Origin of the sequence: Neisseria perflava, from assembly GCF_002863305.2 — a bacterium.
Lineage (GTDB): Bacteria > Pseudomonadota > Gammaproteobacteria > Burkholderiales > Neisseriaceae > Neisseria > Neisseria perflava_A.
This window is the reverse complement of record NZ_CP136962.1, coordinates 2,189,843-2,212,795: the sequence shown is the minus strand read 5'-3', so window position 1 is coordinate 2,212,795 and position 22,953 is coordinate 2,189,843. Positions and strand designations below refer to the sequence as shown.

Annotated in this window: 17 protein-coding genes and 3 tRNA genes; 10 read left to right on the top strand and 10 right to left on the bottom strand. The window is 50.9% G+C overall.

The window, feature by feature from the left end; translation table 11 throughout:
• Nucleotides 1-71 precede the first annotated feature (71 nt).
• From CYJ98_RS10430 to CYJ98_RS10405, 6 genes are all read right to left on the bottom strand, one after another.
• Nucleotides 72-914 carry a cell division protein gene (locus CYJ98_RS10430; RefSeq protein WP_101756206.1) on the bottom strand — a complete coding sequence of 281 codons (843 nt, stop codon included), beginning with the start codon at nucleotides 912-914 and terminating at the stop codon, nucleotides 72-74.
• 15 nt (nucleotides 915-929) lie between these two features.
• Nucleotides 930-2,690, bottom strand: coding sequence for a bifunctional biotin--[acetyl-CoA-carboxylase] ligase/type III pantothenate kinase (locus CYJ98_RS10425; protein ID WP_101756207.1), 1,761 nt, complete (start codon nucleotides 2,688-2,690; stop codon nucleotides 930-932).
• Nucleotides 2,687-3,190: an adenylyltransferase/cytidyltransferase family protein gene (locus tag CYJ98_RS10420; protein ID WP_101756208.1), complete on the bottom strand. Its 504-nt coding sequence runs from the start codon at nucleotides 3,188-3,190 to the stop codon at nucleotides 2,687-2,689. The genes CYJ98_RS10425 and CYJ98_RS10420 overlap by 4 nt, the downstream gene beginning before the upstream one ends.
• Nucleotides 3,191-3,452: 262 nt before the next feature.
• Nucleotides 3,453-3,528, bottom strand: a tRNA-His gene (locus CYJ98_RS10415).
• Between the two features lie 9 nt (nucleotides 3,529-3,537).
• Nucleotides 3,538-3,614 (bottom strand) — tRNA-Arg (locus tag CYJ98_RS10410).
• 27 nt (nucleotides 3,615-3,641) lie between these two features.
• Nucleotides 3,642-3,719, bottom strand: a tRNA-Pro gene (locus tag CYJ98_RS10405).
• Between the two features lie 201 nt (nucleotides 3,720-3,920).
• On the opposite strand from CYJ98_RS10405, the gene folD reads away from it, so the two are divergent.
• The 10 genes from folD to CYJ98_RS10355 all read left to right on the top strand — a co-directional run bounded on the left by folD (nucleotide 3,921) and on the right by CYJ98_RS10355 (nucleotide 13,947).
• Nucleotides 3,921-4,772, top strand: a complete 852-nt coding sequence (gene folD, locus CYJ98_RS10400; RefSeq protein WP_101756209.1) for a bifunctional methylenetetrahydrofolate dehydrogenase/methenyltetrahydrofolate cyclohydrolase FolD — start codon at nucleotides 3,921-3,923, stop codon at nucleotides 4,770-4,772.
• 84 nt (nucleotides 4,773-4,856) lie between these two features.
• Nucleotides 4,857-5,930, top strand: a complete 1,074-nt coding sequence (locus tag CYJ98_RS10395) for an AI-2E family transporter (RefSeq protein WP_101756210.1) — start codon at nucleotides 4,857-4,859, stop codon at nucleotides 5,928-5,930.
• Nucleotides 5,931-6,059: 129 nt separating this feature from the next.
• Nucleotides 6,060-7,301 (top strand): aromatic amino acid transporter, encoded by a 1,242-nt coding sequence (locus CYJ98_RS10390; RefSeq protein WP_101756211.1) that lies wholly within the window; start codon nucleotides 6,060-6,062, stop codon nucleotides 7,299-7,301.
• Nucleotides 7,302-7,394: 93 nt separating this feature from the next.
• Nucleotides 7,395-7,847, top strand: a complete 453-nt coding sequence (locus CYJ98_RS10385) for a cell surface protein (RefSeq protein WP_101756212.1) — start codon at nucleotides 7,395-7,397, stop codon at nucleotides 7,845-7,847.
• An 11-nt stretch (nucleotides 7,848-7,858) separates the two neighbouring features.
• Complete coding sequence (gene gmhB, locus CYJ98_RS10380; protein ID WP_070584588.1) at nucleotides 7,859-8,437, top strand: D-glycero-beta-D-manno-heptose 1,7-bisphosphate 7-phosphatase; 579 nt, start codon at nucleotides 7,859-7,861, stop codon at nucleotides 8,435-8,437.
• 71 nt (nucleotides 8,438-8,508) lie between these two features.
• Nucleotides 8,509-9,240, top strand: coding sequence for a lysophospholipid acyltransferase family protein (locus CYJ98_RS10375; protein ID WP_101756213.1), 732 nt, complete (start codon nucleotides 8,509-8,511; stop codon nucleotides 9,238-9,240).
• A gap of 49 nt (nucleotides 9,241-9,289) precedes the next feature.
• Nucleotides 9,290-9,985, top strand: a complete 696-nt coding sequence (locus CYJ98_RS10370; protein WP_101756214.1) for a M48 family metallopeptidase — start codon at nucleotides 9,290-9,292, stop codon at nucleotides 9,983-9,985.
• 172 nt (nucleotides 9,986-10,157) lie between these two features.
• Nucleotides 10,158-10,529: a hypothetical protein gene (locus tag CYJ98_RS10365; RefSeq protein WP_004520945.1), complete on the top strand. Its 372-nt coding sequence runs from the start codon at nucleotides 10,158-10,160 to the stop codon at nucleotides 10,527-10,529.
• Between the two features lie 75 nt (nucleotides 10,530-10,604).
• Entirely contained in the window at nucleotides 10,605-12,161 is a 1,557-nt protein-coding gene (locus CYJ98_RS10360; RefSeq protein WP_101756215.1) for a surface lipoprotein assembly modifier, read from the top strand.
• 289 nt (nucleotides 12,162-12,450) lie between these two features.
• A complete protein-coding gene (locus CYJ98_RS10355) occupies nucleotides 12,451-13,947 on the top strand; it encodes a subtype B tannase (RefSeq protein ID WP_180947875.1) in 1,497 nt (498 codons plus the stop codon).
• Nucleotides 13,948-14,417: 470 nt separating this feature from the next.
• Here CYJ98_RS10355 and CYJ98_RS10350 read toward each other — a convergent pair whose 3' ends face one another.
• From CYJ98_RS10350 to tssH, 4 genes are all read right to left on the bottom strand, one after another.
• Nucleotides 14,418-15,485 carry a T6SS immunity protein Tli4 family protein gene (locus CYJ98_RS10350; protein ID WP_101756217.1) on the bottom strand — a complete coding sequence of 356 codons (1,068 nt, stop codon included), beginning with the start codon at nucleotides 15,483-15,485 and terminating at the stop codon, nucleotides 14,418-14,420.
• 2 nt (nucleotides 15,486-15,487) lie between these two features.
• Nucleotides 15,488-17,485 (bottom strand): hypothetical protein, encoded by a 1,998-nt coding sequence (locus CYJ98_RS10345; RefSeq protein ID WP_101756218.1) that lies wholly within the window; start codon nucleotides 17,483-17,485, stop codon nucleotides 15,488-15,490.
• Nucleotides 17,478-19,961: a type VI secretion system Vgr family protein gene (locus tag CYJ98_RS10340; protein ID WP_317869975.1), complete on the bottom strand. Its 2,484-nt coding sequence runs from the start codon at nucleotides 19,959-19,961 to the stop codon at nucleotides 17,478-17,480. Before CYJ98_RS10340 ends, CYJ98_RS10345 begins: the two co-directional genes overlap by 8 nt.
• Before the next feature lie 143 nt (nucleotides 19,962-20,104).
• On the bottom strand, nucleotides 20,105-22,924 hold the full coding sequence (tssH, locus tag CYJ98_RS10335; protein ID WP_101756359.1) for a type VI secretion system ATPase TssH: 2,820 nt from the start codon (nucleotides 22,922-22,924) through the stop codon (nucleotides 20,105-20,107).
• Between the last annotated feature and the right edge of the window lie 29 nt (nucleotides 22,925-22,953).

The following is a 22,953-nucleotide window of genomic DNA, read 5'->3' as shown; positions in this document are numbered from 1 at the left end:
CGTGTTTTGTGTCGCTTGGTTTATCAGGCTTGGGACTACTGGTCAGGCCGTCTGAAACCGAATAGGCTTAATTATCGGCAGGTTTTCATGTTCAACTTGCCATAACGGCCGACAATGTTTCTGATGTCTTGGGCATCGCGCTCGTCGACCGCCATAAAGACCACGGTCATGCGTGCTACGCTCAAACCGGTATCGGGTGCGCTTCTGTCTTCCTGTTCGACAATACGCGCGCCGCCGAAACCTGCGCTGGACAAGCGTGAAATCAAAACTTGGGCGGAAGAACGGCTGCGTGTTACGTCAACGCTGATTTCGCCGTTGTGAATGCTGCCGCTAAAACCGCGGCTGCCCAAGGCATCAAGCTGGGCGGAAGTGTCGCCGTCGGCAGGCAAGACTACGCGGAAGGTTTTGGAAGAAGTTTCGCCACCGGATGCGCCGTTGCGTTTTTCGATACTGCGGCTGGCCGCATGAGGCCATTTGCCCAACAGGCCTTTGATGCGGTGGTAATCGTCTTCATCCATCACCACGGTGGCGCTGCTGGTACACAAGCGTTCCACTCCGGCCGCGCCCATCTCTTCTTCAGCGGCACGGCGCTCTTGCGCTTCTTTCTCGCGGCGCATTTTTTCTTTTTTCTCTTTCAACTGCTGCGCTTCTTGCTTTTTACGCAAGGCTTCCGCTTCTTCGGATTCAGGTTCTGCCATAATCAGGCCGTCTGATTCGACCACCACCCAATCGGGTTGCGATGCCTGCTGCGGCTCGGCTTTAGGCGCGTCCAAAGAAGATGGGCGCAATAATTCGTGAGTACCGCCTTCCAAGGCAGATTCGGGTTTGGCGGTTTTATGTTGTGTCCGATAGGCAACCATGCTGCCAAAAACAATGATGTTGAGTGCGACCAAGACCGCAAACAGCCATTTCATGATGCGTTTTCCTTTTTATTGTCCGTTGCGATGGGCAATCCAATGCAAGAGCCCGTGAATCACGAGATTATCGACGATTTTCACTTGATTGTCATGAACGAATGACTCCGGCAGCGCCTGCACGACTCTGGCCGCGCCGCCGCCTGTGATAATAATATCGACCGATTTGCCCTCGCCCGTTTTGTCTTTCAGACGGCCATGCATCATCATCAACGCGCCGCAAACGGCATCCATCATGCCGCTGGCAATGGCGTTCGGCGTTGTGGTTGGGAACGGATATACCTTGCCGATGGGACGGTTAAGGTTGGCGGTTTTGAGCGCCATCGCCTCTTTCATCAAGTGAAAACCGGGCATGATGGTGCCGCCGAGATAATGATTGTCTTCCGTCAGCGCGTCGGTGGTTACGGCTGTGCCGCAGCTGACGACGATGCAGGCGTTTTGCGTAAAGCGGCGGCTGCCCAGCGCATTAAACCAACGGTCGGAGCCATGTTCTTCAGGGCGGCGGTAATGGTTGCGGATACCCAAAGCCTGCGGCATGGAGGACAGCCATTCGACCGGACGGGTTAATTGTTCTTCCACCATCGCTTTTTTGACCGAACCGCACACGGCGCAACCGACAATCTTCACATCATCATCGGCAAATTGCAGCCATTCTTCGCCCAGCTGGGCCAAATCACGATACGGCGCGCGGCCGACTTCGGAAAATGTGCCGTTCTCTACCCACGCCCATTTCAACTGACTGTTGCCGCCGTCCAGCAGCAAAAAGCGTTCCGGCTTGGCGACGGCAGGTTGCGCCGGACGGTTATCCGGACGCAAGCTGATCTCGCCGCTGACAATGGTTTTCTCGCCATTGTCGGTCAACAAACGCAACGCGCCTTGCGCATCCACGCCTTTGACTACGCCTTCATGAACAATGCGCCCTTCTTGAAGCAGCAATACCGGCCTGCCTGTGTCGCGGTTAGCGGCATCGTATTCGCCGATACATGACGCAAATCCGTTTTGCGCGTATTCGTTCAACAGCGCATCGAGTTGCGCCAATACCGCATTCAATAAGGTTTTGACACTTACACCCTGCTTAGAGGCCGTCTGAAACAAGGCCTGCACGGAAGTGGCGTTTTCAACTTCTTTCGGCAATACAAAATTGATGCCGATGCCGATGACGGCGACAGTCTTATTCTCTACCCGCGCCGTTTCAATCAAAATACCGGCCAATTTATCGTTGGCCACGACCAAATCGTTCGGCCACTTGATATTTACGTCCAAACCGATATCGGCAAGCGCACGGCGGCAGGCCAATGCCACCACCAATGCCAGCGAACCCAGCTCATACTGCGGCTTGTCAAATGCCCAGCCCAAGCTGAACATCAGACATTCGCCCTGTCGGTTGACCCAACTCCGCCCTTGCCGTCCGCGTCCTTTGGTTTGGAAATGCGCCACGCACAAGGCCTTATGCGCCAAATCTGCCGACTGGCGCGCCAATGCCATAATTTCGTCGTTACTGGACGAACATTCGTGTTTCAACTGCACACGAAAACCCTGTTGTCCGGCTATTTGTTGCAGAGATTCTTCGGCAAACACAGCCAAAGGGCGCACCAAACGCCATTGCCCGTCATGCTGGCGCAGCAAACCGCGGATATGGCCCGGCATCTGCTGCCAGAATCCGTTTAATTGTTGCGGCTTCATCCCAACCACACGCGCCAACTGAGAAACGTGTTGCGGCAGGCCGTCTGAAAGCGCGGCGAGCAAGGCCCAATGGCGGCTGTTTAAATCCGTCATTCGCCTCCTCCGGCTTCGCGGATTTTCGCCAAAGTCTTGGTGGTCGAAGTCTGGTGTAAAAACGGAATCGAAAATACTTTGCCGCCACGCGCAAACGTCTCGGCCGCACCGACAATCTTATCCACAGGCCAGTCGCCGCCTTTAATCAACACATCGGGTTTGACCATTTCAATCAGCGCGGCCGGCGTATCGTCATCAAACCATGTGACCAAATCCACGCTCGTCAATGCCGCTGTCACTGCCGCGCGGTTTTCCAAAGGATTAATCGGACGGTCGTCCCCTTTGCCCTGACGGCGCACCGAAGCATCGGTATTCAACGCCAGCACCAAAGCCGCACCGGCCGATCGCGCCTGCGCCAGATACGTTACATGGCCCCTATGGAGAATATCGAAACAGCCGTTGGTAAACACCAGCGGACGGGGCAATGCCGCCAAACGCTCCGCCAGCTTTTCGGGCGGACAAATTTTGGATTCAAATTCTGGAGCTGGCCATTCGGACATGATGCGGTTCCTTTGGAAATAAAACAGAAAATAATCGGGGTATTATAAAGGATAACGGCGAAACCCTATAAAAAGATACCGAACGGTACAATATTCGGGCTTGACTGCGTATTCATTGATATTTGATAACACAGCAAATGCCATTTTTGCCGATGCCATGATGAAACGGTTTGATAAATACTTTTTTGAAACCCAATTAAATCTGAAGTAAAATTCGGGTATAAACGGAAAAAAGCCTGCATACAATATGCAGGCTTTCATCTGGGGTGGCTGATGGGGCTCGAACCCACGACAACTGGAATCACAATCCAGGGCTCTACCAACTGAGCTACAGCCACCGTAAAAATTGGCACGCCCGACAGGAATCGAACCTGTAACCCCCGACTTAGAAGGTCGGTGCTCTATCCGGTTGAGCTACGGGCGCTCATGCCGATTCGTGCTAAGAATTTTGTGGTCGGGGCGGTGGGATTCGAACTCACGACCCTCTGCTCCCAAAGCAGATGCGCTAACCGGGCTGCGCTACGCCCCGACTGAAGACCTGAACTATACAGACCCTTTTCAGCTCGGTCAACATCCACTCTGCTTTATTTTTTCATTTTTTTGTTATCTTATTATTTTTAATCGTTATTTATTTTTATGTTTCGCAATCAGGGCCACTCTTTTGTGTCAGGCCGTCTGAAAAATGCGATAATTTAAACGCAATATTTATCCCTATTGAGGAGGAAAAATCATGGCTGCACAACTTATAGACGGAAAAAAAATCTCCCAGCAACGCATCGAGGCGGTCGCGCAGGCGGTAAAAGCGCGTCAGGAAAAAGGTTTACACACGCCTTGCTTGGCGGTGGTATTGGTTGGCGACGACCCTGCCAGCGCGGTTTATGTACGCAATAAAAAACTGACCTGCCAAAAAAGCGGCATCGAATCGCGCTCTTACGAGCTGCCGTCTGAAACCACGCAAGACGATTTGCTGAAACTGGTGGACGAATTGAACGGCGATCCTGCCGTCGACGGTATTTTGGTGCAACTACCGCTGCCGGCACACATCGACAGCCAAGCGGTTTTGGAGCGTATCGAGCCGCATAAAGATGTGGACGGCTTCCACCCTTACAACGTCGGTCGCCTGGTCGTCAAAATGCCGCTGATGCGCCCTTGCACACCCAAAGGCGTGATGACTTTGTTGGAAGCCTACGGCATCGACCCGAAAGGCAAAAAAGCGGTCGTCGTCGGCGCGTCCAATATTGTCGGCCGCCCGCAGGCGTTGGAATTGCTGCTATCCCGCGCGACGGTAACCATCTGCCACAGCGCTACGCAAAACCTTGCCGATGAAGTTGCCACCGCAGATATTTTGGTAGTCGGCGTAGGCATTCCGAATTTCGTTAAAGGCGAATGGGTCAAACCCGGAGCTGTCGTTATCGATGTGGGCATCAACCGCTTGGACGACGGCAGCCTGTGCGGCGACGTGGAGTTTGATGTCGCCAAAGAACGCGCATCCATGATTACGCCCGTTCCCGGCGGTGTCGGCCCGATGACGATTGCTACTTTGTTGGAAAACACGGTACACGCGGCCTCATTGCACGATTAATCGCTGTCATTAAGTTAGGCCGTCTGAACATGATTTTTCAGACGGTCTGACCTACTTTTTTGCTTTTTACCTTATTGGCTTCACATGTCCTTACTCTCTTCCCACTCCGACAACCCGACTTTCCGCAACGCTTCCTATATCCTGATGGGCTTGGCCTTGCTGATTGTCTTGCACTACCATTTTCTGCCGCTGCTGCTGTCGGTTATCCTGACCTATATCTTTATTACGCGTACCAACGGCGTCATCCTCAAACTCCGCCGCCGTGTTTTACCGCGCAACACGCGGCTGCATAAATCGCTCAATGCGCACAATATCAACCTGATTTCCACCACGCTGACGCTGGCCATCGTATTCAGCATCATCACGATGATGTCTTTGGGCATTTACCACCTGATACACGGCGGCCATGTCGGCTTTATGCTGGCCAAGCTGGCGGCGATTTTAGAAGACACCAAAAACAGCCAAGACCTGCCTGCGGCCATTCTCAATATGCTGCCCAACAATATGGCCGAAATCAAAGCCTCGGCAATCAAGCTGATTGAAGAATACCGTGCCGCGCTGACCCGTATCAGTAAAAACAGCATCACGTCCTTCGTGTACATCCTCATCGGCATCATCATCGGCGCCATGCTCAGTTTCCACCGCCTGGAAATGCGCAAAAACCGCCATAAAATGCCGCTGTTTAAAGCCGAATTGATGCGGCGCATCGTCAATTTTGAAACCAGCTTTGAACGCGTATTCCTCGCCCAAGTCAAAATCTCACTGATCGACACCTTCCTGACCGGCCTCTACCTTTACTTGGTTTTACCGCTGTTCGGCGTTGAGCTGCCGTTTAAAATGACCGTCCTGATCGTCGCCTTTATCGTCGGCCTGATTCCGGTGGCGGGCAACCTGATTTCCAACACCATCATCATTATTTTGAGCCTCGGCGCATCGCTTTACGTCGCACTCGCCTCGCTGGTTTTCCTTGTTATCATCCATAAGCTCGAATATTTCCTCAACGCCAAAATCATCGGCTCGGAAATCGAATCCAGCGCGTGGGAATTGCTGGTGGCGATGGTCGTCTTTGAACGCATTTTCGGCATCGGCGGCATCATCGTCGCGCCGGTTTATTACGCCTACCTGAAAAACGAATTGAAACTGCGAAAATTGATTTAATCAGTTGCATTTATACACATCAAAGGCCGTCTGAAAACGACAATCGGGTTTTCAGACGGCCTTTGCTTTACCTTTTCTTACACTTTACGGCATAATGGCAGCCACGCATTTCTAGAAGAAAGATAAACAATGTCAACCAAAACCCCTTCCCTATTCGGCGGCGCGATGATTATCGCCGGTACGATTATCGGCGCAGGCATGCTTGCCAACCCGACCGCCACGTCCGGCGTATGGTTTGCCGGCTCGCTGGTCGTGTTGCTGTACACCTGGTTTTCCATGCTCTCCAGCGGTCTGATGATTTTGGAAGTCAACACCCATTATCCGCACGGAGCCAGCTTCGACACCATGGTCAAAGACCTGCTCGGCCCGGCTTGGAACGTCATCAACGGCGTTGCCGTCGCTTTCGTTTTATACCTGCTCACTTACGCCTACATCTTCGTCGGCGGCGACCTGACCGCCAAAGGCATCAGCAGCGCGGTAGGCGGCGAAATCTCGCTCACCGTCGGCCAACTCGTCTTCTTCGGCATTCTCGCCTTTTGCGTTTGGGCATCCGCTCGCTTGGTTGACCGTTTCACCAGCATCCTCATCGGCGGCATGGTATTGACCTTTATTTGGGCAACCGGCGGCCTGATTGCCGATGCCAAAATGCCTGTTTTATTTGACACCCAAGCCCCTGCCGGCACCAGCTACTGGATTTATGTCGCTACCGCCCTGCCCGTTTGCCTTGCCTCATTCGGTTTCCACGGCAACGTTTCCAGCCTGCTCAAATACTTTAAAGGCGACGCGCCCAAAGTGGCCAAATCCCTATGGGCAGGAACGCTGATTGCGCTTGTGATTTACATCCTCTGGCAAATCGCCATCCAAGGCAACCTGCCGCGCAGCGAGTTCGCACCGGTTATCGCCGCAGAAGGACAAGTTTCCGTCCTGATCGAAACGCTGTCCAAGTTCGCCCAAACCGGCAATATGGACAAAGTGTTGACCCTGTTCTCCTACATGGCGATTGCAACATCCTTCCTCGGCGTAACGCTCGGCCTGTTCGACTACATCGCCGACATCTTCAAATGGAACGACAGCATCTCCGGCCGTACCAAAACCGCCGCGCTGACCTTCCTGCCGCCTTTGATTTCCTGCCTGCTCTTCCCTACCGGCTTCGTTACCGCCATCGGCTACGTCGGCCTGGCCGCAACCATCTGGACAGGCATCATCCCCGCCATGCTGCTCTACCGCTCACGCCATAAATTCGGCGTCGGTAAAAACTACAAAGTTTACGGCGGATTCTGGCTGATGGTTTGGGTCTTCCTCTTCGGCATCATTAATATTGCCGCCCAAATACTGAGCCAAATGGAACTCGTTCCCGTATTTAAAGGTTAAATTCCCTTAAGGCCGTCTGAAACACCCTCTTTCAGACGGCCTAATTCATTATTTTCCGCTACAATACCCCCTTTCCCCCAACGAACACCGTCCATGTACGACAATATCCGTTTCCATCTCGACGAAGACTACCCCGACCAGCTCCCGCCCGAAAACGCCGCCACCCACATCGGCATGTACTGGCAGTGGGCGGCGCAGGCAGGCCTCGTCAACCCCGTCTGGCAAACCGCCCCCGAAACCGCAGCCGACTTCGCCGCCATGACCTCGGGCAAAATCAGCGGACGGCACTTCCTGCTCAAACACATGGACGGCGCATTGACGGCGGACGACTTTACCGAACTCGGCCAACGGTTTACCGAGTTCTACTACACCGACGAAGAAGACGGCTACGGCGCATTTATGGAAGACTACGTCCTCGCCCTCGACACTCCCTCGCTCGGCGGCTTCTACCACGTCAAAAACACCCCGGAAACCTTCGTCAAACTGACACCCGTTTTTCAGACGGCCTTTGAAAAATGGAAAAGCAGTTTGAAAGCAGAAAAATAAGAGCCCACACCATGAAACTCATCATCCTCGACCGCGACGGCGTCATCAACCAAGACCGCGACGATTTCGTCAAATCCGTTGACGAATGGATTCCCATCGAAGGCAGCATGGATGCCATCGCCTTTTTAACGCAGGCAGGCTACACCATCGCCGTGGCCACCAACCAATCCGGTATCGGCCGCAAATACTTTACCGTGCAAGACCTAACCGAAATGCACGCGAAAATGCACCGCCTTGCCGTTCAAGCAGGCGGTACCATCGACGGCATTTGGTTTTGCCCGCACACTGCCGCCGACAACTGCGAATGCCGCAAACCCAAGCCCGGCATGATTATCGACATCATCGAACGCTTCAAGGCCAATGCCGCCGAAACCTGGCTGGTCGGCGACAGCCTGCGCGACCTGCAAGCCATTGATGCTGCAGGCGGCAAATCCGCGCTTGTCCTGACCGGCAAAGGCAAAAAAACGCTGGCCAAACACGAGCAAGAACTGCCTGAACACACCCAAGTCTTCGACAACCTGCTCGCTTTCTCGCAATACATCATGCGTGAAAACACACAAATCGAAGAAGCCGCGCAAGCCATCCTATAAACGACAAGGCCGTCTGAAAACTGCCGACAACGGCGTTCAGACGGCTTTCAAACGACAGACTTTTCCCCGATATGCTGATTATCCGCAACCTGATTTACTGGTTCATCCTTTCCTCCAGCATTATTTTGCTGTTCCCCTTTATGCTGCTTGCCCTGCCCTTCCAAGGCGGCGCACACAAAATGGCGCAAATTTGGGTGCGCATCCTCAACTGGTCGCTCAAGCACATCATCGGTTTGAACTACACCTTAAGCGGCGCGGAAAACATTCCCGACCACCCAGCCATCATCTGCGCCAAACACCAAAGCGGCTGGGAAACCCTCGCCCTGCAAGAGATTTTTCCACCGCAAGTGTATGTTGCCAAACGTGAACTTTTCAAAATCCCTTTCTTCGGCTGGGGCTTGAAGCTGGTTAAAACCATCGGCATCGACCGCAGCAACAGCCGCGAAGCCAACAAACAACTCTTAGAACAAGGCCTTGCGCGTAAAAACGAAGGCTATTGGATTACCATTTTCCCCGAAGGCACACGCCTGCCGCCCGGTGAAAAAGGCCGCTACAAGCTCGGCGGCGCGCGCATGGCAAAAATGTTTGAGATGGACATCGTCCCCGTCGCGCTCAACAGCGGCGAGTTTTGGCCGCGAAATTCCTTCCTCAAATACCCCGGCACGGTCAGCGTTATCATCGGCAAACCCATTGCCTACGGCAGTGGCAACGAAGCCGAACTCATGACCCAATGCGAGCAATGGATCGAAAGCCAACAGCCCCTGATTACCGGACAAGGTCCGTTCGCGCCACAAACCAAATAAATTATTCCATCGGGTGGGCCGCTATGCCCGCCCCTTTCCCTCAAACACCATGCCCCGCCTCCATACCCACACCCTTTCAGACGGCCTGACCATTCATATCCAGCTCAAACGCAGTGCCAAGAAAAACCTCATCTTGCGCCCTGTTTCCGCCGATACCGTCAGCATCAATATCCCGCCGTTTGTTACCCAACGCAACTTTACCCAATGGCTGAACGACAACGAGGCCATCCTGCGCCGCACCCTAAACAAAACACCGGCCCGACAAACACCTACCGACACACTTCCCAAATGGATTTGGTATCAAGGCGTTCAGACGGCCTTGTCCGTCCACACTGCAAACCACATCCAAATCAGGCCGTCTGAAATCCTATTGCCCGAAAAAGAAACCGCCACCCAACTTACCCATTTGCGCCACTTCCTGCACGAGCGTGCGCGCGAGTATCTGCTGCCGCGCCTCGAAGGCCATATCCGAACCACCCACCTGACCCCGAGCGCCATTTCCCTTTCCAACGCCAAAACCTTCTGGGGCGTTTGCCGCCACACCACCGGCATCCGCCTCAACTGGCGGCTCATCGGCGCACCCGAATATGTCGCCGACTACGTCTGCCTGCATGAACTCGCCCACCTGCGCCATCCCAACCACAGCCCTGCGTTTTGGGCTCTGACCCACTCGCTCACGCCGCATGTCGACCAAGCCGAACAATGGCTGAAGGCGCACGGCAGCGAATTGTTCAGCCTCGGTTAAGTCTTATCCGGCAGCATTTTTTTGCAAGCAAACACCAGCCCAAAGCAAAGAATCAACGCCCTCCAAACAAATCATGTAGCCGCGCGTAAAATCAAGTTTATCCGCTTGCCTCCCCTCATACCTGCCGATAAGATGATGTCGTTCTCAAAACCCTTTTCAGAAAGGAAAACCGATGACCAAAGCAAAATCGTTACTGGCCACCGGCATTTTGGCTCTTTTCTCCGCCACGGCATTCGCCTCCCCGTTGCCTTCCGAAATCTACCGTCCGGATGGCGCGCACACCATCAAAGCCGATCATCAAGGCGACGGCGAATTTGAATACGAAGCCGAACTTTCCGGCCAACGCAATTCCATTCCTTCCTTGGCCAAAAAAGTGATCGCCCACGCGCGCAGCAAAGGTTTCCATGTGGTTGAGTCTGAAATCAAACACGACGATGCCGATCTGAAATTCAAACGCGGCAAACAAGAGCTGGACGTTTCCATCGAAGACAAAGGCCAAGGCCGTATCGAATACAAAGCCGATTTGGACTTGGATAAAAACTAAATCCGACTCGCAAACAAAGGCCGTCTGAAATCCCATCGGGTTTCAGACGGCCTTTTGTCGTCTTTATCAGATAAAATGGCACTCGGTTTGCAAAATTTCCGACTCAAAACATTGTACAATCTGCCCACTTATACCGATAACATCCCAAACATTGCCATGAAAAAACGTCTGCTCCTCCTCGCCATCCTTCCCCTTTCCCTTCACGCCGCCGATGTACCGCCTGATGTGAAACCCGAGCTTCAAGTCAACACTGCCGAACCCCAACAACCCGAAGCGCACAACATCACTGCCGAGCAGACAAACAGGCCGTCTGAAAAAATCATCAACGTTGATGCCGATACCCTGCTTGCCAATACCGAATTACTGGCACGCGCCATGTATTCCGCCGTCGTCGCCCACAATATCCCTGGCATCAAAGCCGTTTTACCCATTTACGAACAATGGCCAGAACACGACCGCGCCATGGCGCGCTATGCCAAAGGTTTGCTTGCCCAATCCGAAGGGCGCGCCGCCGAAGCCGTCGGCCATTACCGCCGCTTTATCGCCGAGCAGCCCGATGCCTCCGCCGTCCGCTGGCAGCTTGCAACCGCTTTGTTTGAAGACAAACAAAACGAAGCTGCGGCTGACCAATTCGACAAACTACAAACCGAATCCCTCCCTCCTGCCTTGCAAGAACGCATCGAAACCTACCGCAAAGCCCTGCGCGAACGCGACTCATGGCAATTCAACGCCGGCTTGAACATCACACGCGAACAAAACATCAACCAAGCCCCCGGCCAACGCCGCCTAGGCAACCACCTGAGCGATGAACAATGCCGCGCCGTGCGCCTTGCCTATCCCGACGACGACTGCTTCCGAGGCTGGACATTCCCCGAACCCATCGATGCCACCGCCATCCATTACCAAATCGGTGCAGAAAAAAAATGGTCGCTGCCACGCGGCTTCTATGCCACGGCAGGCGCAGACCATTACGGCAAAATCTACCCCAAACACACCAACTACAACGACCTCACCACACGCTTCTCGGCAGGCCTCGGCTATGCCGACCAGCGCAGTGATATCGGCATTACCCCGTTCCACGAACGCCGCTTCTACGGCAATGACCCCTACACCTACACCAACGGCGCACGCCTCCACTACAACCATTGGTGGCAACCCAAGCTGCAAACCCTCAGCGCATTTGAAGCAGGCCGTCTGAAAAACAGCCGCCGCGAGCATTCCAACAATACCAGCCAGCTGCTCAGCAATTCCATCGTGTACTACCGCAACGCGCGCCAATACTGGGTGGCCGGTATCGACCTCTACCGCGAACACAACCGCGACGACAAAGGCGACAGCTTCAACCGCTACGCCCTGCGCACCACATGGGGACAAGAATGGCCCAAAGGCCTCTCCACCGTCCTACGCCTCAGCGCCGCCCAACGCCGTTACCAAGCCCCCGGCTTCTTCAGCAACGAACAAAACCGCCGCGACAAAGAAGCCTCCGCCTCCCTAAGCGTATGGCACCGCGCCCTCCATTTCAAAGGCATCACCCCGCGCCTGACCATTGCCCACAACAAAACATGGAGCAACGACAAGTTCTACGAATACGGCAAAACCAAAATGTTTGTCGAATTGAGCAAAACGTTCTGACAAGTAGAATCAATCTGTAAATAAAGCAAAAATGCCTGTCCTGCATACTGATTTACAAGGCAGATTCAAACTTTTACAGATACCGGATAAATAGATTTTTTAAGGCATAATGCCTCATTAAATTCATATTTATCAAATAGATGAAATTTAAGCCGATATTACTTTACAACGTAACGTACAACACTACATAACGCTACAAAAAAATCAGGCCGTCTGAAACCCGACTTGGCGTTTCAGACGGCCTGAGTATTCGTTATCATATCCGCTTACCTCTTCAGAAAGTATGATGATGAACGCCCTAAACAAAACCCTCTTATCCGTTTCTGTCGCGCTGGGATTGAGCGCCTGCGCTTCCGTCAAAACCGCAGACACCTACGACCTAGACTTCTCCAAACAAAAATACACCGAACAAAGCATCGAAGTGAACGGTCAGGCCATCAAATTCCGCGCTTACGAAGGCGTGGTTTACGTCCGCAATCCTGTCGATACCCGTTACGAAATCATCAATATTTATGTACCCGAAGCCTATTACAACGGCGGCGAGATAGACGGTTTCAACGCCGAAACCGCACCGATTTTCCTGCCCAACCAAATCGGCGGCTATATGCCGGCCGAACCGGGCAAACCTGCTTTAGAAGGCAAACGCGGCGAGCCTGAAGACGGCCAAAAATCGCCTAACGCCGCCCTGGTTGCCCTCTCCAAAGGCTACGTCGTCGCATCCCCTGGCGCACGCGGCCGAACAGAGCCCACCGGTAAAGCACCTGCCGCCATTGTCGATTTGAAAGCCGCCGTCCGTTACCTGAAAGCCAACGACAAAGTCATGCCCGGCGATGCCGAAAAAATCATTTCCAACGGCACAAGCGCAGGCGGCGCGATGTCCGCCCTCTTAGGCGCAACAGCCGACCAAAAAGATTACGAAAACCACCTCAAAGCCTTAGGTGCGGCAGACAGCAGCGACAAAGTTTTCTCCGTATCCGCATACTGCCCGATTACCGATTTGGACCATGCCGATATGGCTTACGAATGGCAGTTCAACGGTATCAACGACTACAAAAAAATGAACATTTCCATGCTCGACTACCGCGTCAAACGCGAGCTGGTCGCAGGCACACTGACCGATGACGAGAAAAAACTGTCCAACCTCCTCAAACCCCTATACCCTGCATACCTCAACAGCCTGAACCTGAAATCCCCCGAAGGCAAACCCCTGACGTTGGACGCCCAAGGTAACGGCAGCTTTAAAAACCATATTGCCGGTTTACTTGCCAAATCCGCACAAGCCCAGCTTGATGCAGGCAAAGACCTGAGCGACCGCACTTGGCTGACCGTCCGCAAAGGCAAAGTTGTCTCCGTCGATTTCGATGCCTACGCCAAAGCCGCCGGCCGCCAAAAAACACCGCCGGCCTTTGACGGCGTAGATTTAAGCACAGGCGAAAACCAACTCTTCGGCACCAATACCGTCGATAAACGCCACTTTACCGCGTTCTCCATGCAACACAACACCGCCGCCAACGCCGAAATCGCGGACGAAGAAACCGTCAAAATCATGAACCCGCTCAACTACATCGGCAAACCGGGCGTGAACCTGCCGCAAAACTGGCGCATCCGCGTCGGCACCATCGACCGCGACACCTCACTGGCAGTCTCCACCGTCTTGGCCGCCAAACTGCAAAATAACGGCCAAACCGTCGACTACGCCCTGCCTTGGGATGTCGGCCACGGCGGCGATTATGACTTAGACGAACTGTTTGCCTGGATGAAACAGGTCAGCAATTCTGCAAAATAATTGTTCGCAACATAGATTGAGATGAGATTTTGTATCCCGTTTTAATTGGAAAAATGGCGGATTTGACACTATTGAAACACCTGTTTGTGCCAGAAAAGGGACACTAATACCTAATTATTAGGCATCTGGGATGCCTGAGGAGAAGAAGAGGGGGGATTTAAAGCTAAAACAGCCGAAACCCTATGTTTGAGTTTCAGCCATCGTGAAAATAGTAAAGAAAACTATTTTAAAAATGTCTAAGGCTGTCTGAAATCTAACTTAAGGTTTCAGACAGCCTGTTATTATAAAGACAATGTTTCTAGATACACATCGGCCAACAAGAGCGACATCCTGTTAATACTATTGCTATAGCACCATATAATAAGCCAACCTTAAATATATTTTTTCTACGATATTTATGGTTCATTTTTGTCTCTTTCATAAGCTTTAAAGCTAATAAATTTGGTAAGTTTCTATTCATTAAAATCTGATCAAATTCGTTTTTTCAATGTTGGCAATATTGCATCCCAAGCCGTTAAAGCCTCCTTTTCACTTAATGGGGAACCGGCAGAATTGTTATCACTGGTACCGAAAGTCATCTTAAATCTCACACTGCCATCATCTTTTTCCCAAATAAATAGATATCGTTTCCCCTGCAACTTAACAAGTTTCTCACTACCAGACATGCCATTGATGTTCCGGCTTCCCTGGCGAATCGTGCTATATTTTGCCCATGACATAAGTCTGCCCATCACACTATTTTTCTTAACAAGATCTCGTTTCAATAAAGGTTTATCATCTTCATCCAAGAATCCACCTGTTGTCAGTTCGGCATAAACATCTTTATAGTCTTTAATTTTGATTCCCGCACTCCCAAAAAACGGCTCAGTTCCCTTATCAGCAATAAATCCCTCTTTTAAACAAACACCCTGTTGTAGCGGAATTTCACTTTCATTACGATCTCTCAATTTATCAAAAAAATCATTTCGTATATGCCTAATAGCTTCGTCAACTTTACTTTTTTCCAACTGCTTAAGATTTGAGGGTGCTTTACCATTAACAGGCATAATGCGCACAAAAGCTCTAATAGAATAGGCATCGTTCTTACCTAGCTTGAAACTAAAATCAACATTATAAAGCATTCCATTTACCTGAGTTAATAATGGGCTATCCCATGAAGCAGAAGCCTGTGTCACAGAAACTATTGCTTTGTTGGGAATAATAGTGCGGTACTCTATAAAACGATCACTTCCATTATATCCTTTTTCTTTAACCTCTAATGCGGATTCTACTTCCAGATTCCAATAATCTGGTCGCACTCTTATCTGCCAACCATTGTATTTAAGCCAGCCAGTCCCACTTATACGGTTAGATGGTAAGTCAATTTGGTAACGCCCACTGCAAAATGGCTGCGCGGTCCAATATGCAGATGTATTTTTAGCAAAATCCATAGCTATTTTTCCTTTTGTTGAATAACTTTGAGACGGTTGGCTACATGAAGATAATGTAACACTAATAAAAGCAATACCTATGAGTCTGAGAACTTTAGCCTTCGCCATTACTATCCCTTCCTTGCTGTAAATTCAAGGATACTAAATAAAGCGGAACTTCTGCTAGCACTTTTCTTCTCTCCATATGAGCCTTGATGGTCGTAACCATTTTCTATAAAGATTCGCCCATCCACTTTACCTTCTGGAGCACAACCTGAATCAGTAGGAACCGTTCCATCGCCGTTATCTTCAGCCTTACTCAACTGGAAAGATAATTGCCGTCCACTCGGCAACTCTACTGTAATTTTACCGGTATACATATCCTCAGTTTTTAAAAGCTTGGCCTGCCTCAAATCTTCCTCTCTAACATCATGTAACGAACTATCGCACAGCCAACTGATGCTGCCCCAAGCCTTATACTTTTCATCGTTGCCATATGCGATATTGGTTTTCCCAGGCAAATAAAAGCCCATATGTTTTTTTTGGAAGTTTGCAACCGATCCCATTATCCTTTTAAATCGCTCGGCATCACTCATTTCTTGTAATTCCATAATTGGTGACACTATCCCCCCTGGATTGATACGTGGATCTGCCTCTTCCCATTGGTTTTTTTTATCATTCAGTTTAGCTTTTTGATACTGTAACTGACCATTATGATACAACTTTGGTAATAGACTATACCATGCATCTGAATTCTGCATTAAATCCTCCGTACTGAAACTAAACTTTATTGTTTTAGGGGTAGCCTTTTCAGCAACTTTTAGCCATTGATTGGTATTATCCGATAACACTTTATAGTCTATCCATGGCATTAATTCCAATGCCCCAATTGAATTTAATAAGACTGGTGTAACACGTTCAGCTGAGTATCCAAAAATAGGAGAAGCGATAGTCGTCACTATATTTTCCCCACCAAATCCGGCTTTTAAGCGCTTATAAAATGCGGGAGCACCCGTAGCAGGCATAACATTATGATAAATACCAGATAGCGAACTACCACCTTGCTCCTTTGCATAAGCCCGCCCAACCAACCCCCCCATAGAGTGAGTAAGAACAATCACTTCATTACATTTAGAATCTGTTTGTTGACATTCTTTTAAGATTTTTTTAATACGGCTATTTAAATCACTGAAACCATACTTTTTATTTATCCCTTTTTCACTTTTCGCTTCAAAATATTCAATACTATCATTAGAATAACCGTTTCCTGATTGTTGATTATCTCTTAACCAGTTGTAACCACAAGCATAAACACGGAATTCACAATCTGCCGCATTCTGCAACCATCGTGCTAATTGTTCAGTATTTTCTAATGAGCCATTCTCATCACCTTTTGCAACTATAGACTGCCTACTTCCACTTTGAAACAAAGGTAATAATTTTTTCCATACCTCATTCTTCTCTATAACTTGTTTATATTCTTCTAATGTTTTACAAGCAGGAATATCATTTAGTGTATCCTCAAGAAAGACCAAAAAAGGAACATAACTGCCTTGATAAACTGTCCCCCAGCCACGCATTCTCGCTTCTTGGGCAATTTTTTGAGCCTCTGTCAATGACTCTCCCTCTTGAAATGGCTCTTTCGCAGAATTTTTCTCCTGAGCAACATCTCCTTCATGATCGTTATCAGGACTGGACATAGCAATTTTTCGATCGGTATAAACCATTCTTTTAGGTAATGGCCTGATTTTATTTGATTCCCAATCAACAAATGCAACATCAGGATTGATCTCTCTTCTACGTTCTTCTTTAGTACGAAAAAGACCAAAAATTAAAGCTGATAGTATTTCTAAGGCTGATGAAGGTGGTTGCCATGAGTCATCTACCTCGGCGTTCGCCAACTCTTTTTCATCAGACAACAAAACTGGAGTCTCTTGACCACTCCAAACATCACGGTATTTTAAATTACTGCCCATGATTCCTGGAACAAATAAGATAGGGACAACTCTATCTTTGATTCTGACTTCACAGCGCTGTGTATCCGAACTTTCTGTTAAATACGTATGAGTTATAGGTCTCCCTTGTTTATCTAATTGTATTTTTAATTGCTTTGCAGGCTCATTATTCATTAGAATTTTTCTCCGGTAAAATTGTTAATGTAATCTTTTCCACTCTAGCATCATTACGCTGAATACCAGTACTACCATTCGCATCAGTTATTCCTTGAATTTTAGTACCATCTGAACGTGTCAGAATAAAACGGCGGTTAGCTATTGGTTTTCCTGAAGGCGTTTTAATCAGAATTTCTTGATCAAATTTTGATTTAGGCATTTCATTAAACATTTGACTTAAGCTTTGTGGTCCATTCACCACCATCGGCGCCCTCACCCGCACCACCTTCGGACTCCCGATCTCGACTTCCCCGTTGCTCAGTTTGATATACGCCCCTTTGCAGGTAATCAGAATCTCCTCCTTCGCCGCAATAGTAATTTTTCCTGCACTGCTGGTTAACGTTGCGTCCTTTAAGGCATTCAGCTGCAATTCGTCATTCTGTGCCTGCACTTCCACTTTGCCCTGATTGGCCTGCATCTTGATGCCGCTGCTTTGCGCAAACAGGTTAACGCTCTCTGCCGCATGGGCGGTCAGGCTTTGGCCGGCGGTAATGTCGGTATGGTTGCCGCTGACCAGGTGGATGTTTTCATTGGCGGTGTGAAGTTGGCTTTGTTCTGTTGCGGTGGCAATGCCGGCGGGAGCGGTTTGGATTAAACCGGCCTCTTTCAGGTCTTTAAGGGCGTCTTTCAGACGGCCTCTTTGGGTTTCTTCATCGGTGTTGTGGTTGTTGGCGGTTTGGGCGGCTTTGTTCAGGCTTTTGGCCAGGGAGAGTGCCTGTTCGAGTTGGGAGATGGCATCGTCCATATCCAGCACTTTGCCGTTGGCATCCTGGTTTTGTGCGCTGACGAGTATGCCCTTGCCGGCCCGTACCGCGCCCCAACCGTCGGTTCTGAGTTCGAAGCCTTCGCCATTCTCTCCGCGTTTGTTGCGGTTTGAGTCGACGATGTGGCCGAGGTTGAGTTGGGATTTCTGATAGTCGGTGGCGAGTTTGATGTGTTCCTGTCCCTGCAGGTCTTCCATCCTGAGTTTGTTGTTCGCCCAGGTACGGATGACGTTTCTTGTGTTCCAGTCTGCAGGAATGTGGTCGGTATGGGCACTGTCGTGCATGACGCCGGAGATATACGGACGGTCGGGATTACCCTGTACGAAGGACAGCATCACTTCGGTGCCTTCGTGTAAGGGGAAGTGGATGCCGTATTCGGGACCGGCATAGGGTTTGGCCAGTCGGACGGGACGGCTTTCCCCGCCCGGACTCCATTCGTCCAAATCAAACGGTAATTTGACGCGGTAACGGCCCATATCGTCTATATAGGCGTAGGTGCAGTTCTCAGCCGCGGTTACCCGTGCCGGTAAGGTACCGTCGATATGCGGACGCGGGGTGATGCGTTCGGGACGGTAGGCGAGTTGGGCGGGGATGGTGGTAAAGGTATGGCTGTAGGCGGTATCTCGGCTGCCGCTGTGTTCCATGGAAAGTACCAGCCAGCCGTCGGGTGCTTCTGGGAAGGAGACATCGGTTTGGAACACCTTCATCGGCGTCATAGAGACGACGTTGCCGCTACCGTTGGCGATGGTTTGGCGGCAGAGGTTGGCTTCGTTCAACAGGGTCGTCTGAACTTGGGCTTCGTCGGTTGTTTTGGGATGAAGGCCCCAGTGTTGCTGTTTGCCCAATAAGACGGTATTGTCGGCAGATTCTTCGGACTGTTTGTTGTCGGTTTCGGCAAAGAGGTCGGTATCGGCGGTACGGTAGTTATAGTCGGCCGTGCGTATGCCTTCGACGATGGGGTTGTGGCGGATGCTTAAGTTAAAGAGTGCTTCGGTACCGACACTCTCCAATCCGGCATGGGGTCGGTAGGAAACGGGTAAGCCTTGACTGCGCAAGTAGTGTTCGGGACTGTCGCCGAAGACGACTACGTCACCATGTTGTTCATGCTGTTCGAAGGCATACCAGATGCCTTCTTCTTCACACAGACGGTTGATAAAGTCGAAGTCGCTTTCGAGATATTGGGTGACATACTCGCGTACGGTGTAGTTGCGGCTCTTTTGGAAACGGTAGTCGACACCGGAGAAGCCGTGATGTTTGAAGACGGCGGCAACGATGTCGGGGACGGTTTGGTATTGGAACAGCCGGGAAGTCTGGAAATGTTTTAAAGCCGCGAAGCGCGGCTCTAAAACAAAGCGGTAAACGGTTTCATCCTTGGATACGGACAGTTTTTCGCATGAGGTGATGATGCCCTGCCATTGCTTCGCCGGCGGGTCGTCTGAAGCAGACCCGAATGCCCCGGCCACTTCTGACAGTAAACCTTCCTGCGGACGAATCTCAAATGCTGCGCGTTGGTTGAGGTAGGAAGACAGAGGCAGCGAGGAGTCGGTGGAGGTAGCGGTGATTTCAACACTGTAAGCGGTATTGACTGCTTCGGATGCGACGAAAGAACGAACAGAGAGGGATGGGGAGAAACGGGCGAAGGTGAGGTGGTAGGATTGGCGGGCGGTCATGACGAGACAATTTTAGAATGACAATGAATTTGATATATTAACTTGGATTATGCTGATGGTAAAGCGAATGGGATAAATGGAAAAAAGGCCGTCTGAAAGGCACCCGACCCATCGGCTCCCCTCCAAACGGCCTTTAATCCGCCTTATTCAAACAAAACGTCTATGCCCTCTTCCCCAACTTCCAAGCTCGCTCGCTCCGGCATATGACCCGCCGTCTGCTGCCATTGTAAAAAACTTTGGGCTATCGCCGGCATCACCTGACGGTTCAGCAGGTGGTCGATGTTGCGCGCACCGCTGTCGCCGGTCGTACAGGAATCGGCCAGCAGCGCTGCAAAGTCCTCACTGTAACTGAGACGTGTTTGATGGGCTTCATACAGCCGGTCTGCAATTTTATCCAACTTCAATCTGACGATTTGGGCCAATGCTTCTTTTTCCAACGGACGGTAAGGAACGACCTGCATACGCGCCAACAATGCGGCTTGGAAGTGGTCTGTCAGTATCGGACGGATGGCTTCCACCAGTTCTTCCAAGCTGTATTCTGGTGCTTCTTCGGCTTCGGCAGGGCTGTCTGAAACTTCAGTGTGCTCAGACGGGGTTTCCGGCATTTGTGCAGAAAGTTCTACTTCGGTATCGGCGATCTGTTCTTGTCCGTTTGCTTCTTGGTTTTCTTCTGTTGCGGCTTCTTCTGCCTCTTCTGGCTCTTGCGGTTTCAGCAACTGGGTCAGTTCGTTTGCGCCCAAGTTCGAAGTCATCAGGATAACGGTGTTTTTGAAGTCGATTTCCCGGCCTTCGCCGTCACGCATCATGCCTTTGTCGAAGACTTGGTAGAAGAGGTTGAGGATGTCTTTATGGGCTTTTTCGACTTCGTCCAGCAATACGACGCTGTATGGTTTTTGACGTACGGCTTCGGTCAATACACCGCCTTCACCGTAGCCGACATAACCCGGAGGCGAGCCTTTAAGTTGGGAAACGGTGTGTGCCTCGCGGTATTCGGACAGGTTGATGGTAATCAGTGATTTTTCGCCGCCAAAGAGTGCGTCTGCCAATGCCAGGGCGGTTTCTGTTTTGCCGACACCGGATGGGCCGCTCAACAGGAATACGCCCAACGGGGAGTCGTTGGTTTTCAGGCCGGCTTTGGCAGCCCTTAAACTTTGCGCAATCGCATGGATGGCTTCGCTTTGTCCGACTACGCGTTGCTCAAGCAGGCTTTCGAGCTGCAGCAGGTTGGCCAGTTCGTCTTTGAGTACGCTGCCTGCGGGCACGCCTGTCCAGTCGGCGATAATGTCGGCAATCACGGTTTCATCGACGCTGGTAAAAATCAGCGGTTTGCCTGTGACGACGGCATCCAGCTGTTGCTGTTTCTCGGTCAGGCTTTGTTGTGCGGCTTCCCGCTCTTCGGAAGTCAATTCTGTATTTTTGGCGGCTTCCATTAAGGATTGTATTTCGTCCGCCAATTGTTTTTCTTCCTGATAGCGGCGGTTCATTTCTTCGCGCTGTTCGTTCAGTTGGGCAATTTCCTGCTCGACTTGTCGGATGTTTTCTTCTTGCGATGCGTTCAGACGGCCCAGTTGTTTGTCGGCATCCAATGCTTCCAATTCCCGTTGCAGCGAGGAGGCCTGTGCCTCCATCAAGCCGAAGATATGGGGAACGGTATCCAAGCTCATGCGGACGCGGGCGGCGGCCGTATCCAACAAGTCTACGGCTTTGTCGGGCAGTTGGCGGCCGGTAATGTATTTTCTGGAGAGTTGCACGGCTGCGATGACTGCGGAATCCTGAATATGGACTTTATGGTAGGCGGCATAACGCTGTTTCAAGCCGCGCAGCATGGTGAAGGCGGATTCGTCATCGGGCTCTTCTACTTTGACCATTTGGAAACGGCGCTCCAATGCGGCATCTTTTTCAAAATATTGTTTGTATTCGCTCCAGGTTGTGGCGGCAATGGTGCGCAATTCGCCTCGTGCCAAGGCCGGTTTTAAGAGGTTGGCGGCATCTGCGCCACCGGCGCTGTTGCCGGCGCCGATTAAGGTATGCGCTTCGTCAATGAACAATAAGATGGGTTCTTCGGAATTTTGAACGGCTTCAATTACGTTACGCAGGCGTTGTTCGAATTCGCCTTTAACGCCCGCACCTGCCTGCAGCAGGCCTAAATCCAGGACCAATACCTGTGTGTTTTCTAATATTTTAGGCACTTCGCCTGAGGCGATTTTCAAGGCTAGGCCCTCTACCAGTGCGGTTTTACCGACGCCCGGCTCGCCGACCAAAATCGGATTGTTTTTACGGCGGCGCGATAAAATATCCATCATTTGGCGGATTTCTGTTTCGCGGCCAAATACGGGGTCGATGCCGCCTTGGGCTGCTTTTTCAGTCAGGTTGACGGTAAAGCGCGCCAATGCATCGTTTTGTCCGGTTGCTTTAACCGGTTGTGGTTTGGATTCAGCCTGAGTGCCTTCCTGGCCTTCTTCGGCAGAAGTTTGGGCAAACGTATTGTTGGTGCCTTCGATTGAGACTTCATCCAACCATGTTTTCAGACGGCCTATTTGGGTTTCCGTCAGACTCAACAGCGGCCATGCATCCTGCGTCATCAGACGGTAAGGGGATTTCAACAATGCCTGATACAGATAAGCGGAACGGATTTCCGATGCGCCTTCGTCACTTGCCAGCAGCCATGCGTCTGACAATAGGCTGACCAGTGATTTGGACAGTGAAGGATTACCGCGGACATTGCGCGGCAGTTTATCCATCGTGTCCAGCAAAGGGTTCCAGATGTTTTCCGAATCAATTTCGTAACGTCTCAATAAGGCGCCGACATCGCCATCCCCTAATTCCAATAGTTTGATAAACAAATGGTCAACCGTAATTTCGGCATGACCCCGTGTTTGACATAAACCGGCGGCGGCTTCCATTGCCTGTTGGCAATGCGTATTCAGACGACGTAATAATAAGGCTTGATCATGTGCAGACATTTGATATCCCTGATGTAAAAATGTGTTAT